Source organism: Cupriavidus sp. PET2-C1 (assembly GCF_054515855.1).
Genome location: NZ_CM137259.1, coordinates 1,221,221 through 1,235,269, shown reverse-complemented (window position 1 = coordinate 1,235,269; position 14,049 = coordinate 1,221,221). Strand labels below are relative to the sequence as shown.

At 64.8% G+C, this 14,049-nt stretch carries 11 protein-coding genes; 1 reads left to right on the top strand and 10 read right to left on the bottom strand.

From position 1 onward, the window contains the following. Positions 1-51: 51 nt before the first annotated feature. The 10 genes from ACX12D_RS05615 to ACX12D_RS05570 form a co-directional block, all read right to left on the bottom strand. On the bottom strand, positions 52-642 hold the full coding sequence (locus ACX12D_RS05615) for a PqiC family protein (RefSeq protein WP_459373230.1): 591 nt from the start codon (positions 640-642) through the stop codon (positions 52-54). Then, complete coding sequence (locus ACX12D_RS05610; protein WP_459373228.1) at positions 639-2,267, bottom strand: PqiB family protein; 1,629 nt, start codon at positions 2,265-2,267, stop codon at positions 639-641. The genes ACX12D_RS05615 and ACX12D_RS05610 overlap by 4 nt, the downstream gene beginning before the upstream one ends. After that, positions 2,260-3,525 carry a paraquat-inducible protein A gene (locus ACX12D_RS05605; protein ID WP_459373227.1) on the bottom strand — a complete coding sequence of 422 codons (1,266 nt, stop codon included), beginning with the start codon at positions 3,523-3,525 and terminating at the stop codon, positions 2,260-2,262. The genes ACX12D_RS05610 and ACX12D_RS05605 overlap by 8 nt, the downstream gene beginning before the upstream one ends. Then, entirely contained in the window at positions 3,522-5,000 is a 1,479-nt protein-coding gene (locus tag ACX12D_RS05600) for an efflux transporter outer membrane subunit (RefSeq protein WP_459373226.1), read from the bottom strand. The genes ACX12D_RS05605 and ACX12D_RS05600 overlap by 4 nt, the downstream gene beginning before the upstream one ends. Before the next feature lies 1 nt (position 5,001). After that, positions 5,002-8,229 carry an efflux RND transporter permease subunit gene (locus tag ACX12D_RS05595; RefSeq protein ID WP_459373225.1) on the bottom strand — a complete coding sequence of 1,076 codons (3,228 nt, stop codon included), beginning with the start codon at positions 8,227-8,229 and terminating at the stop codon, positions 5,002-5,004. A gap of 13 nt (positions 8,230-8,242) precedes the next feature. Next, entirely contained in the window at positions 8,243-9,499 is a 1,257-nt protein-coding gene (locus tag ACX12D_RS05590; RefSeq protein ID WP_459373224.1) for an efflux RND transporter periplasmic adaptor subunit, read from the bottom strand. A gap of 66 nt (positions 9,500-9,565) precedes the next feature. Beyond that, positions 9,566-10,039: a YMGG-like glycine zipper-containing protein gene (locus ACX12D_RS05585; RefSeq protein WP_459373223.1), complete on the bottom strand. Its 474-nt coding sequence runs from the start codon at positions 10,037-10,039 to the stop codon at positions 9,566-9,568. A gap of 14 nt (positions 10,040-10,053) precedes the next feature. Beyond that, positions 10,054-10,614: a lipid-binding SYLF domain-containing protein gene (locus ACX12D_RS05580; RefSeq protein ID WP_459373222.1), complete on the bottom strand. Its 561-nt coding sequence runs from the start codon at positions 10,612-10,614 to the stop codon at positions 10,054-10,056. Between the two features lie 152 nt (positions 10,615-10,766). Next, positions 10,767-11,147, bottom strand: a complete 381-nt coding sequence (locus ACX12D_RS05575) for a response regulator transcription factor (RefSeq protein WP_459373221.1) — start codon at positions 11,145-11,147, stop codon at positions 10,767-10,769. A 171-nt stretch (positions 11,148-11,318) separates the two neighbouring features. Then, positions 11,319-11,987: an ankyrin repeat domain-containing protein gene (locus ACX12D_RS05570; RefSeq protein WP_459373220.1), complete on the bottom strand. Its 669-nt coding sequence runs from the start codon at positions 11,985-11,987 to the stop codon at positions 11,319-11,321. Between the two features lie 285 nt (positions 11,988-12,272). Between ACX12D_RS05570 and ACX12D_RS05565 the strand changes: the two genes are divergently transcribed. Continuing rightward, a complete protein-coding gene (locus tag ACX12D_RS05565) occupies positions 12,273-14,018 on the top strand; it encodes an outer membrane protein assembly factor BamB family protein (RefSeq protein WP_459373219.1) in 1,746 nt (581 codons plus the stop codon). Positions 14,019-14,049: the final 31 nt, after the last annotated feature.

The window sequence follows — 14,049 nt, the reverse complement described above, 5'->3', positions numbered from 1 at the left end:
AGCCTTTGAAGGCTGGCAGTACCAAACTGCGCTACAGCCGTTTCCACGGGGTCACTGCCGACGTGCCGCGCGTATCGCACCAGCGATATCGCGGCTGACAGCCGCCAGCGCCCGGCTATGCGCGTCGATGAGTGCGTCATACCCCGCGGCGCCGGCGGACTCCTGCACGTCGCTGCGCCCGCTCACCGGCGCACCCTGCTTTGGCGGACGCACCGACCACGTGACCGAGATCGCCGCCGCATCGCCAGGCGCGGAGTCGAACTTCTGAACGTCGACCGACACCAGGTATGCCGCCCCGGGCTCGACCCACTGCGGATAGCTGGACACGAGCGCACCCGGGAAGAGTTGTGCCAGGTCGGCAGCAAGCACGGCCGGAATCTGCCGCTTCAGCGGCTCCGCCCAGCGCGCGAACTCGTCGAGCCTGACCTGGGTCGCGCTAACGCGCAGCACCAGTTGCGGGCGGTCGACCATCTCCGGCACCGCCACCGGCCCGATTGCGATGGCCACCGGCACGTCGGCATCCGCGCGCTCCTGCGGCCGCCCGGGCGTCAGCGTATAGAGGGTCGGCTGAGGCGAGCTCGCGCAGCCGCCAAGCACGGCCAACCCAAGCGCCGTGGCCATCCATCGCATGGGGAGCCTCATTTTTTGTCCTCCGTCTTGCCACGAAGCAAGGCTTCAGGATGGCGCTCGAGATAGTCCGCGAGCGCCCTGAGCGAGGCTGCTGTACGCGACAGCTCGCGCATCGTCTCCGCGGTGCTTTGCGTCAGCGTGGAGTCCGGCGCCAGCGCGCTGTTGGCCGAGTCGAGCGCCGCGCGCGCCGATACCATGGCGGCGCGCGCCTCCGGCGCCACCTCGGTACTGAGTGTCTTGAGCAATCCATCCGTATCCTGCAGGGTCTTGCGCAGATCCTTGCCGATGCCATCGAACGGCACCTTGTTGAGCTTGGCAATCAGATCCGTCACCGAGTCCTGCAGCGATTGCAGGCCACCGGGAACGGTCGGTAATTCAGGTGGCTTCGCGTCCCAGTCCACCTTGGCCTTGGGCGCCGCCGGGAAGAAATCGAACGCGACGTAGAGTTGCCCGGTCAGTAGGTTGCCGGTTCGCAACTGGCCGCGCAGACCATGCTCGATCAGGAACTCCGCGAGCTTGTGAGGTTCGTCCGTCAGCCTGCCGCCCTTTCTGCCCGACTCGTAGCGGGAAGTGAAGCGCTCCGGATAGATTCGTACCTCGACCGGAATGCTGAACTCTTTCTTGACCGGATCGAAACGTGTATAGATCGCCGTCACTTCGCCCACCACGATGCCGCGAAAATCGACGGGCGCACCGACCGTCAGCCCGCGCACCGACTCCTTGAAGATCAGCACGTAGGTATCGGAAAACCTGTCATGGCGCTTCATCGCCTCCGTGCGGTCGTGGAACAGATCGAATTCCGTGTTGGCCTCGGCCGGCGTGCCGTCCGCCGAATCCTGGGGCGATTGAAACGCAACGCCGCCGATGAGGATCGCCACCATCGATTGCGTATTGACCTTCACGCCACTCGTGTCGAGCGACACGTCCACGCCGCTGGCATGCCAGAAGCGCGTATCGGCCCGCACATACTTGTCGTAGGGTGCATTGATGAAAACGCGCAGGGTGACCCCATTGCCATCCGCGTCGAGAGTGTAAGCGGTAATCTGGCCGACCTGCAAGCGCCTGAAGAAGACCGGAGTCCCTACATCGAGCGAGCCCATGTCCTCGCTTTTGAGCACGAACTCCCGCCCGGGGACGTCCTTTGCGACGGCGGGAGGGCTCTCCAGGCCGACGAAGTCGCGCCGCTCCTTGGCCTGCGTGCCGACGTCCGTGCCGATGAACGAGCCGGACAGCAGGGTACCAAGCCCGGATACGGTGCCGCCGGAGACGCGCGGCCGCACCACCCAGAAGCGGGTGTCGTCGACCAGCAGGGAGGTAGCGTCCTTGACCAGTTCGGCGCTTGCAACAACGCCGCCGTGGTCCTTGGACAGCACGACGCTCTTGACCACGCCAATATCCACGTCCTTGTACTTGATCTTGGTCTTGCCCGCCTCGATCCCTTCACCGGTCTTGAAACTGATGGTAATGGTCGGGCCTTTTTGCAAGACCGCCTGCACCGCGAGCCAGCCGCCAATCATCACCGCAATCAGCGGCACCAGCCAGACCAGTTGCAGGCGCCAACGCGAGCGCGGCTTGACGACCGCCTCGGGAAAATCCGGTGGACCCGGCTCGTCGCTTCGCTCGGGAGGATCAACCATGTGTCCTCTCCGCAGCGTCCCACATCAAGCGCGGGTCGAACGACATCGCGGCAAACATCGTCAGCACTACCACCGCGCCGAACGCCACCGCGGCCGGGCCTGCCTTGATCGTCGCCAGCGCGCTGAACTGCACGAGTGCCACCAGCAGGGTGATGACGTAGATATCCAGCATCGACCAGCGGCCAACCAGCTCTACCAGCCGATAGATGCGCGCCTTGCGCTCAAGCAGCCACGGCGAGTGGAACTGGACCGAGATGACGAGAAACAGCAGCGCGATGATCTTGAGCATCGGCACCGCGATGCTGGCAATGAACACAACGGCCGCCAACAGCTTGGCGCCGGAGGTCCAGAGATAGACCACGCCGCTCAGGATCGTGTCTTGCTGCGCGCCGAACAGCGAGCTTGTGTCCATGACGGGCAGCATATTGGCCGGGATATACAGGATCATCGCGGCAACCAGGAACGCCCAGGTGCGTGCGATGCTGGCCGGCTTGCGAAAGTGCAGGTGCGCACCGCAGCGCGGGCAGTTGCCTTCGTGGGCATGAGGCGCCGGCTTCGACAACATCCCGCAGCCGTGGCAAACCAGAAGCCCCGCCCGCGCCGCAGTGGCAGCCGGCGCCGTGCTCACGCCGCCGGCTTCTCCATGCTCGGCCGATTGCGCACCCATGCGCGCCCACAGGTCGCGAGGATCGAACGCGGCAGTCGCTGCGGCAAGCAAAAGCATCACCCCGCCGAACGCCCACAGCGCGACGCCGGGCACCACGGTAGCGATATGGGCGAGCTTGACGAGAGCGACCAGCATGCCCAGGATCAGGACCTCGGTCATGCCCCACGGCGCCGCGATCTCCAGGACGCGAAACGCTACGTCGGGCCGCGGCGGGAGCCGATGCAGCCGCAGTGGCAGCAACAGATACGCCATCGCCGCCATTCTCAGCAGCGGCATCATGAGCGTGGTGACGAACACGAGACCGGCCAGCGGCCACATGCCGTCGCGATACAGTATCCGAACCGCGCCGAACAGCGTGCTCTGGACAAGGTCCCCATTGACCGACAATCCCACCACCGGGTACGCATTCGCCACGACGAACAGCACTATTGCCGCAAGCGTGAATGCCAGCGCGCGATCTACGCTCTCGGGCCGGCTCCGATAGAGTTCCGCGCCACAGCGGCGGCAGCGCGCGCTGGCGCCGCCCGGCAGCGCCGCTTCGCGCTGCAGCAGGTCACACTCGTGGCAGGCGACCAGGCGCGCGGTCGTCATGGCTGTGGCTCGCGGGATCTGGAGACGGACTCCCCTTGCCGCATGGGCGCGCCGCCGCCGCCATATGCCACCGAGGTCATGCGTTCCGCGTCGACCACCCAGCCGCCACCCATCGCCTTGTAGAGCGCGACACTCGAGGCAAACACCGTGCCCTGCGCCTGCGCATAGCCCAGTTGCGCATTGAAGAGGCTGCGCTCGGCGTCCAGCACTTCAATGTAGCTCGTGTAGCCGCCCTCGTAGCGCAGCCGCGCAAGCCGCGCGTAGGTCTGCAACGCCTCGACCTGGCGGCCCTGCACGACGAGCCTTTCGCGCGTCTTCTGCAGCGCCGCCAACGCGTCCTCGACCTCCTGGAACGCCACTTGAATCGCCTTTTGGTAGGCGAACAGCGCCTGTTGCTGCTGCGCCTCGGCCTGCCTGACCTGCCCGCCGATGTTACCCGCGGTGAAGATCGGCACCGTCACCGCACCGGCGTAGGACCACAACCGGGCCGGACCGGTGAAGAGCGACGAGAACTGGCCGCTCGCCGTGCCGAACACGCCGGTCAGCGAGATCGACGGGAAGTAGAGCGCGCGCGCCGCGCCAATCAGCGCGTTGGCGGCGATCAAATTCTGCTCGGCCTGCCGCAGATCCGGGCGGCGGGTGAGCAGTTCGGAGGGCAGGCCCGCCGGCACCATGGGCAAGGCCAGGTCGTCCAGTCCCCGGCCGCGCAGGATCGGCTGGGGATTCTGCCCCAGCAGGATGGACAGCGCATCCTCCTGTTGCGCGATCTGGAGCTCGATCTGCGGAATGGCCGACAGCGAGGACTCGTACTCCGACTGGCTCTGCGCCAGTTCCATCTGCGACACCTCCCCGCCGGCATAGCGCAGTTGAAAGACGTGCACCGAGTCTGCCCGGCTGGCAACGGTCGCCTTGGCGATCTCCAGTTGCCGATCGAGCGACAGCAGGTTCACATACGAGGACGCAACGGAGGCGACCAGCGTCAGGATGGTGGCGCGCCGGCCCTCCTCGCTGGCCAGCAAGCTCGCCCGCGCGGCTTCCGTCTGGCGGCGCACCTTGCCGAAGACATCGAGCTCCCACGATGCGGAGAGTGTCGCCTGGTACTGGTTGATGACCGGCCCGGCCCCGGGCGGCAATAGCGCTGCGCCGGCGGGCACGCGCTCACGCTGTGCGTTGGCGCCCGCCGAGACCTGCGGGAACAGCTGCGAGCGTGTGCTCTGGAACTGCCCGAGGAACTGGTCCACGCGCGCCGCTGCAATCTTCACATCCTTGTTTTCGGCCAGCGCGATCGTAATCAGGTCGTTGAGCACGGGATCCTGGAACTGTACCCACCACGTCGTATTGACGACATCCTTGGCTTCGGCCTCGGCAAAGCGGAAGGCAGGCGGCGTGTCGACGGCCGGGCGCTGGTAGTTGGGCCCGAGCAGGCAGCCGCCTAGCGTCAGCAAGGCGATGAGCGAAAGCGCCGAAATCCGCATGTCATTCACCCTCGTGCCGGGCGGACGGCGTAGCCGCCGGGCCGCCCGAGCCCACCCCGGCGGGGCCCGACGGCGGCGCGCCGCCCTCCGGGCCCGGCGTCTTCTTGCCCCCGCCGGATCGCGCCGACAAGGACTCGAGCGCGTAGTAGAACATCGGGATGAAGAACACCGCGATCGCCGTCGCGCCAAGCATGCCGCCGATGACGCCGGTGCCGATTGAGTGCCGGCTGTTGGCGGATGCGCCAAGCGCAATGGCCAGCGGCACGCAGCCGAGGATGAAGGCAAGCGAGGTCATCACGATCGGGCGCAGCCGTTCGGCCGCCGCCGTGACGGCGGAGTCGTAGACCGACTCACCCGACTCGCGGTTGAGCACAGCAAACTCGAAGATCAGGATGGCGTTCTTGGCAGCCAGCGCGACCAGCATCGTCAGGCCGATCTGGAAGTAAACATCGTTCTCGAGGCCGCGCAGCAAGATGGCCAGCAACGCGCCAAAGAGTGCGAACGGCACCGCCATCAGCACGCCGACCGGCAAGCTCCACTTCTCGTATTGCGCGGCAAGGATCAGGAACACCATGATCATGCCGAACACGAACACCAGCCCCGAAGTACTGCCCGCCTGCCTGGCCTCGTAGGCTTCGCCGCTCCACCCCACGCCGTAGTCGGGCGGCATTACCTCGTCAGCCACCGATTCCAGCGTGGAGAGAACCTGTCCCGAGCTGTAGCCCGGCGCGGCGTTAGCGGTAATCTTGACCGCCGGGAAGTTATTGAAGCGCGTCACCAGGTCCGGACCGGTGACGAAGCTGGTGGTCACCACCGCCTTGAGCGGGACCATGCTGTTGGTCCTGCTGCGCACGAAAATCTGGTCGATATCCTCGGGCTTGAGCCGGTACGAAGGCTCCGCCTGCAAGATGACCTGCCACAGCCGGCTCGAACGGTTGAACTGCGACACGTACAGCGAGCCGAACATGGTCTGCATCGCGCTATACACTTCCTCGATCGGCACCCCCAGGGTTTCCGCCTTGTCGCGGTCCACGTTGACCAGCAACTGCTGGGACGCCGCATTGAACGTCGAGGTGACACGAGCGAGCTCCGGCCGCAGCTTCGCCTTGGCCATGAAGTCGTTCACCACGCCTGCGAGTTGGGCAATGCTGGCATCGCCCTTGCTCTGGATCCACATCTCGGTGCCGCCGGTCGTACCGAGTCCCGGGATCGACGGCGGATTGACCGGCAGGATGATCCCCTCCTTGACCTGGGAGAGGTTTTCGTAAGCGCCGATCAGCACGGCACGGGCATTTTGCGTCTTGATGTTGGCGAATTTATAGCGCTCGTCGAAACTCTTGAAACCGATAAAGAACGCCCCCGCGTTGTTCTTGTTCTGGCTGTCGAGCAGGCTGAAGCCGTCGACCACCGTGACGCTGCTAACGGCCGGCTGCTTCATGAAGTAGTCGGTGACGTGCTGGGAGACGGCGCTGGTGCGATCCAGGCTCGCCGCATCCGGCATGATCACCGCGCCGAGCAGATAGCCCTGGTCCTCCGGCGGCAGGAACGAAGTCGGGATCGACCGCATCATGAATACCGCGAGCACGATCATGCCCGCGAACAGCAGCAGGGCCACCACGAGACGCTTGATGATCAGCTTCACCATGCGCGTATAGCCTGCGGTCATCCGCCCGAAGGCATTTTCGAACCACTTGAAGAAGCCTTTCTTTTCATGGTGCCCGGGCTTGAGCAACAATGCCGCCAGCGCCGGCGACAGGGTAAGCGCGACCACCCCGGAGAACACCACCGAGATCGCAATGGTGATAGCGAACTGCTTGTACAACTGTCCAGTGATGCCGCCGAGGAAGGCAACCGGCACGAACACCGCGCACATGACCAGCACGATCGCCACCACAGGGCCGGAGACCTCGTCCATGGCCCGTTTGGCGGCGTCCTTCGGGCTCAGCTTGTGGACGTTCATGTTTCGCTCGACGTTCTCGATCACCACGATGGCATCGTCCACCACGATACCGATGGCCAGCACCATGCCGAACAACGTCAGCATGTTGATCGAGAATCCGAGCGCGAGCATGCCCATGAAGGTGCCGACGATCGACACCGGCACCGCCAGCACCGGGATCAACGTGGCGCGCAAGCTCTGCAGGAATACAAAGACGACGATCACGACCAGCACGAGGGCTTCGAAGAACGTGTGGATGACGTCCGAGATCGATGCGCGGGTGAACTCGGTCGTGTCCATCGCGATGCTGTACTCAAGACCTTCGGGAAACGATTTCTTCATCTCCGCCAGCGTCTTGCGCACCTGGCTGGAGACGTCGAGCGCGTTGGCGCCCGGCTGCTGGTAGACGGCAATGACCGTTGCCGGTTTGCCCTGGAACTTGCTGCGGATCGAGTAGTCCTTGCGGCCGAGTTCGGCACGGCCGATGTCCTTGAGGCGCACGATCGCCGCCTCGCCGTTTGCCGCGCGCAGGATGATGTTCTCGAACTCGGCCGGATCGCTCAGGCGGCCGGTGGTGGTGACGGCAAAGGACTGCTCGACCGCCGCGCCGGTTGGCGACTGGCCGATGCTGCCGACCGCGAACTGCTGGTTCTGGTTGGCAACGGCCTTCTGCACGTCGGAGGCCGTGATGCCGAGCTGCGCCATGCGGTCAGGCTTGAGCCAGATGCGCATGGCGTAGTCGGGGTTGCCGAAGATGCTGGACTGGTTCGCGCCGGGCACACGCTTGAGCGCATCGAGCACATAGATGTTGGCGTAGTTGGCGATGTAGGTCGAATCGTAGCGATCGGTGGGCGAATAGATGGCAATGACCATCATGAACGCCGAGGATTTCTTCTGCACCTGAATGCCCTGCGACTGCACCGACGAAGGCAGTTGCGGCAGCGCCAGGTTCACGCGGTTCTGCACATCGACCTGCGCAAGCTCCGGGTTGGTGCCAATCTGGAAGAAGACATTGAGCGTAAAATTGCCGGTCGATGAACTCGATGAGTTCATATAGATCATGTTGTCCGCGCCGTTGACCTGCTGCTCGATCGGCGCGGCGACATTGTTTGCAACCACGTCGCCAGTCGCGCCAGGGTACGTCGCCGAGATCGTGATCTGCGGCGGCGTAATGTCCGGATACTGCGCGATGGGCAGGCTGAGCATGGCCAGCGCACCGCCAAGCGTGATCACGATCGAGATGACCGACGCGAAGATCGGCCGGTCGATGCAGAAATGAGAGATGTTCATTTGGCCTGCCCGCTCAGTTCGTCGCGGTAGGGGCAGACCGGCGCTGCGAGAGGCTCTGCGCTTCGCTGCGCGGCTCCGCGGCGGCGGCACTCTTGGCTGGCGCCTGGGCTATCTTCAGCGGCGTATCGGCAACCACGCGAATGGCGCCATCGACGACGATCCGCTCACCGGGCTTCAGGCCCTCGGTGATGAACCAGTCATCGCCATGCCACTCTCCGACTTCCACCACCCGTTGATGGCCTTTGGCGTCTTTGTCGACGGTCCAGACGAAGTGGCTCTTGGATCCCTGCAATACCGCGCGGCGCGGCACCAGGATCGCATTCGGGCGCACCGCTCCCGAGACCCGCGCGCGCACGAACTGTCCAGGACGCAGGGTGCCTTGCGGGTTGGCGAACGACGCCCGTACCAGGAAGGTGCCGGTTTGCGTGTTGAACGCCGGGTTGGTGAAGTTGATATGACCGCGAGCCGGAAACACGCTGCCATCGGCAAGCACGACCGCCACCTCGAAATCGTTGTCGGCAGGAAACCGCAGCTGGCCCTTCTCAACCTGGCCCCGGTATGACAGCAGCTCATTCTCGGAGATGCTGAAGTTCACCCACATGGGGTCAAGCTGGTAGATGTAGGTCAGCAGGCCCGTTGCCGCCGCGGTCACGTAGCTGCCGTCCTGCTGCCGCGCAAAGCTCGACAAGCCGGTGAGCGGGGACTTGATCGTCGTGTAGCTCAGGTTGAGCTCGGCGGTCCGCACCTGGCCTTTGGCGGCGATGACGGCAGCCTCCGCCTCCTTCTCGTTGCCCGTCGCGTTATCCAGGTCCTTCTGGCTGAGTGCGTTCTGGGCGGCGAGCGGAACCACGCGGGCAAGATTGGCCTTGGTCACAGTGAGCCTGGCCTCCTGCTGCGCAAGCTGGCCCTTGGCAGACTGCAGCGCCGCTTCGAATGGCGCGGCGTCCATCATGAAGAGTATCTGCCCGGCATGCACCAGTTGCCCCTCGGTATAGACGCGCTTCTCCAGGAAGCCGTCGACGCGCGCGCGAATCTCTACCTCACGCGAGCTTTGCGTCTGGGCGGTGAATTCGAAGTCGACCGGCGTGTCGCGCTGCGCGACGGTCATGACCGTCACTTCGGTGGTCGGGCGCGGCAACTCGTTCGCTGGTTTGTGGCAACCGGCAAGCAGCAGCAATGTCGCACTGGCAAACGCGAACCGTAGCCAGGCGCGGCTGCGCACACGCCCGACGGCTACGATCCGCAGAGGTGAAATCGGTTTCGTTGCCATGTCTGGATCCCCAGCTGACCGCGCTTTTCTTTTTTCTTCTACGCCTGCTGCGTTCTCTACTGTTCTCTACTGAACGGTGTATCCGCGTCCGGTCATGCACGCCCCCACCGCCCGATTGAATGTCGCCATTTCCTGGGAGACCTGTTGCCGACCCGCCTGCTGCTGCTCGGCCGCGGCCTCGTTCTTGCGGCGCTGGCGCACGCCGCCGGCCGCCGTGCCGGTGACCGCCCCGATCGCGGCGCCCTTGCCTGCATTGCCGGCAATCGCGCCAATCGCCGCACCCGCCGCTGCGCCACCGGCCGCGCCCCTGAGGCGCCCGCCTTGCTGTGGCGGCGCGCCAGGCTGGCTGGATTGCTGTGCGATGGCGACCGGGTCCACCCCCGTGGTCTGCTTGGCCCACTGCTGGCACGCCGCGGTGTCCGCGCTCTGCTTCTCCGGGCTCTGCCCCTTGGCGGGATAGATGATCGGCTGCTGCGCGCTGACGGCTGACGCCAGCGCACACACCATCAGGCCAATTGCGGTTCGCTGCGCGCGTTGCATGATCGTCTGCCGGGTCAGCGGCTGAGCTTGGTGATCTTCTGGCCTTGCACGCCCATGCCGGCCATCAGCCCCTGCTGCCCGAAGATGAAGGCGTAGACGTCCGAACTCATCGTGGTTGTAGTCAGGGATTTGCCCATGCCTTCATCCACCACCACCACGCTCGGGCCGACACCGACCGACAACCCGTCACGATCGTTGAGATTGTTGAGAGCTGAGTCGGTCATGAAGAACATGGCCTCCGAGAAGGTCTGGGCGCCCGCCTGCAGGCCATACGAAACCGCCGAAGCATTGTAGTAGCCCAGCGCCGTGCCATCCGGGCTAAACATCACCCCATTGCCGCCTTGCGCGCCCACGATCAAGCCAGCTTTCATGATGTCCGGGAACACGAGAACCCCCTTGGAGCGAGCCAGGAGATCCTTGGTCTTGGGATTCGTATCATTGAGCTTTTGCAGAGCACTGCGCGCACTGGCTTCGAGCTGCGGATTGTTCCCGACGGTTGCAGTCTGCTGGGTTGAGCAGGCCACCGCGACCAGCAGGAGGGGGATCGCGAGAATGAGCCGAAGGGTCTTGATCATGATGCATGCTCCAAGCATAAGAGGACGACATGGTGTAAGGCGCAGCCCCGCCGAGCATTCTTCCGGGGTCTGATCCATAGTGATATCCGGGACGGACGAAAACAATGGGACCTTGGTCCAATAGCCGCTGAGCCGCCATGGCGGCCGCGACGCTAGGGAGCTGGATGGATGGCCTCACGCACGACCCTGATCAGGATCTCATCGTCGAACGGCTTGCGCAGATAGGCCGCTGCGCCGGCCGCCAGCGCCCGGTCGCGAACGCCGATCTCGTCGTGTGCCGTGATGAAGATGACGGGGATGCCGCTGCCTGCGAGCCGCCGTTGCACCTCAAGCCCGTTCAGGCCCGGCATCTGGATATCGAGCACGATGCAATCCGGACGGTATGCCGGTATGGCGTCGAACATATCCAGGAACTCATCCCCGGTCTTGAACGTGTCCGCTGACAGCCCGGCAGAGCGCAGAAGCCGTTTGATGGCGCGGCGCACCGATTCGTCGTCATCCACCACTGCGACGAAGGGCTTGACTTTGCTCATGGCGACATTCCCCATACAGGCAGCGCAGCACCCGGCCTGAGTCGCCGCTAGATTGAGCGTATGCCAGTTGCTTGACGGCAGATATGGGACTTTGGTCTAACAGGCGGGGAAGAGGGGGAGAAGGGCGAGACGCCGCAACAGCGTGTACCGTTGCGGCCGCAATCCGCATCTTCAATGCTGCGCGCTCAGCAAGCCGGCCACCGTCTTCGCGCCAGCCTGATCGGCGATCTCCCGAGCGGTCAGCCCGCGGTTGTCGCGCAGCTCGGGCCGGGCGCCTCTGGACAGCAGCAGGCGCACCGTATCGACCTTGTCGTAGCCGGCCGCCCACATCAGCGCGGTGAGCCCGTTGGCGTAGAGGGTGTTGACGTCCACGCCGGCATCCAGCAGTTGCCGCACCACGCCGGCATGGCCCTCGCCGGCCGCGTAGATCATGGCGGTCTTGTCGACGCGATCCGTGGCGGCCAGCTCCGCATGGCGCGCCAGCAGCATCGCCACAATCTCATCAAAACCGCCGAAGGCCGCGGCCATCAGCGGCGTCACGCCCTGCACGTTGGCCTGGCTGACGTCGGCGCCATGCTCGACCAGCGTGCGCGCCATCTCGGTCAGCCCGCGCTTGGCCGCGGTGAGCAGCGGCGTATCGCCGATGCGGTTGCGCGCATTCACCGCCGCGCCCTGCTGCAGCGCCGCGCTCACCGCCGCTATGTCGCCAGCCCGCGCGGCCGCGAGCAGGCGGGCATTGAGGCTGATGTCGTCCTCGGCCCTGGCCGGCAGGCACAGTGTTCCCATGCCGCATAGCAACGCAGCGGCAAGCCCCGCGCGCCACCCGGTGCGTCCGTTCATGTCCGTCCCCCGCCGCTGCCGTTGACGATGTTGCCAGCCCTATCGCGACACCTTTGCTAGCTGGATGTGGAGCTAAGTGTGGAGGTTAGGACGCGCAAATTCAAGGCGCGTCCACAGGCATGCTGCAGCGCGGCGAACACCGGTTTGACGCGCGCCGCGACGCGGGTTGTTTTGCCGGCACTCTTGCCTATACTGCTTGTGACCCGGGCCGCCACAGTGTGCGACAAGCACGCCCTTTCGCCCTGGGAAAGCCGGGGCACGAAAAATTCAAAAGTGGAGCTTCCCATGCTCTCATCCCGCTGCCATACCCCTCCCCTCCCCTTGCTGTTACTTGCACTGGCTACCGCGGCCGCCGCGCTCATTCCCGCAGCCTTCGGCGCGGACGACATCCAGGGCGGCGCGACCACCCCGGGCGCAGCCATGACCCGGCCCTTGCCGCCAGTGACACAGGCGCAGCTCGACGCGGCCGGCAACAACGCCAACGACTGGGTGCTTTCGAATGGCTCCTACGTGCAGACGCGCTACTACCCGGGCAGCCAGATCAACACCAAGAATGTGGCAAAGCTGAAACCCGCGTTCCTGTTCCAGACCGCCGTGCTCGAATCCATGGAGACCGCGCCGATCGTGGTCAACGGCGTGATGTTCCTGACCACGTCCTATAACCACGTCTATGCGATCGATGCCGTGACCGGCAAGGAGTTCTGGCACTACAAGCACAAGATGGGGCCGATCACGACCTTCTGCTGCGGCCCGAACAACCGCGGCGTGGCCGTCAGCGCAGACCGCCTCTTCATGGGCACGCTCGACGCCAAGCTGGTTGCGCTGGACGCCAGGACCGGCAAGCTGCTGTGGGAAACGCAGATCGCCGATCCAGAACTGGGCTACTCGGAAACCATGGCACCGGTAGTGGTGGACGACAAGATCCTGATCGGCACCAATGGCGGCGAGTACGGCATCCGCGGCTTCCTCAAGGCGTATAGCGCCATCGACGGCAAGCTGCTGTGGACCTTCTACACCATCCCCGAAAAGGGCCATGAAGGCGTGTGGGCCACCAAGGATGCCACCGGGCGCGACATGAAGCGCGACATCGCAGCCGAGAAGAAACAGCTCGCGGACAAGGGCGGCGATTTCTACAAGGCGCTCGGCGGCGGCGTGTGGATGCCACCGGCAATCGACCGCAAGAACAAGATGGCGATCTTCGTGGTGGGCAATCCCTCGCCCGACCTGTACGGCGCCATCCGCCCCGGAGACAACCTCTATACGGATTCGATGGTCGCGGTGGACCTGGATACCGGCGCCTACAAATGGCATTCGCAATACGTCGCCCATGACGTATGGGACCTCGACGCCGCCAGCCCGCCGATCCTGGTCGACGTGCGCGACAAGAACGGCCAGATGATTCCCGGCGTGATCCACGGGGGCAAGACCGGCCATGTCTATGTGCATGACCGCCGCGACGGCCGGCTTATCCGCTTCTCGCAAGCCATGATCCCGCAGGAAGACATGTGGACCCTGCCCACGGCCAAGGGCGCACGCATGCTGCCGGGCGCCAATGGCGGCGTGGAATGGTCGCCGATGGCCTTCAACCCGAAGACGCGGATGGCCTATGCCGCCAACCTGCACCAGCCGATGACGTACCAGGTGGAAGCCTCGCCCTACCCGGGCGGCAAGCTCTGGCTAGGCGGCGCCTTCAAGACCATCCCGGGCGAAGCGCAGTGGGGCAAGCTCTCCGCGGTGAACATCGATACCGGCAAGGTGGTGTGGGACTACAAGACCGACCAGCCGCTGATCGGCGGCGTGCTCGCGACAGCCGGCGGGCTGGTCTTCAATGGTGAAGGCAACGGCCTGTTCCGCGCCTTCGACGCCACCACCGGCAAGAAGCTGTGGGAGTACCAGTGCGGCGCGGGCGTGAATGCGCCAGCGGTGTCCTATATGGTCGGCGGCAAGCAGTACATCGCGGTGGCAGCCGGCGGCAATACGCAACTGGACTTCAAGCGCGGCAACAGCGTGCTGGTGTTCGCGCTGCAATAGGGTAATAGGGCAATAGGGATGCGTATCCTGT

Bases quoted from the DNA above. Each gene is read 5' to 3' on its own strand.
- ACX12D_RS05595 (WP_459373225.1), bottom strand. From the start codon at position 8,229: ATGAACATCTCTCATTTCTGCATCGACCGGCCGATCTTCGCGTCGGTC.
- ACX12D_RS05600 (WP_459373226.1), bottom strand. From the start codon at position 5,000: ATGCGGATTTCGGCGCTTTCGCTCATCGCCTTGCTGACGCTAGGCGGC.
- ACX12D_RS05580 (WP_459373222.1), bottom strand. From the start codon at position 10,614: ATGATCAAGACCCTTCGGCTCATTCTCGCGATCCCCCTCCTGCTGGTC.
- ACX12D_RS05610 (WP_459373228.1), bottom strand. From the start codon at position 2,267: ATGGTTGATCCTCCCGAGCGAAGCGACGAGCCGGGTCCACCGGATTTT.
- ACX12D_RS05615 (WP_459373230.1), bottom strand. From the start codon at position 642: ATGAGGCTCCCCATGCGATGGATGGCCACGGCGCTTGGGTTGGCCGTG.
- ACX12D_RS05570 (WP_459373220.1), bottom strand. From the start codon at position 11,987: ATGAACGGACGCACCGGGTGGCGCGCGGGGCTTGCCGCTGCGTTGCTA.
- ACX12D_RS05590 (WP_459373224.1), bottom strand. From the start codon at position 9,499: ATGGCAACGAAACCGATTTCACCTCTGCGGATCGTAGCCGTCGGGCGT.
- ACX12D_RS05585 (WP_459373223.1), bottom strand. From the start codon at position 10,039: ATGCAACGCGCGCAGCGAACCGCAATTGGCCTGATGGTGTGTGCGCTG.
- ACX12D_RS05575 (WP_459373221.1), bottom strand. From the start codon at position 11,147: ATGAGCAAAGTCAAGCCCTTCGTCGCAGTGGTGGATGACGACGAATCG.
- ACX12D_RS05565 (WP_459373219.1), top strand. From the start codon at position 12,273: ATGCTCTCATCCCGCTGCCATACCCCTCCCCTCCCCTTGCTGTTACTT.
- ACX12D_RS05605 (WP_459373227.1), bottom strand. From the start codon at position 3,525: ATGACGACCGCGCGCCTGGTCGCCTGCCACGAGTGTGACCTGCTGCAG.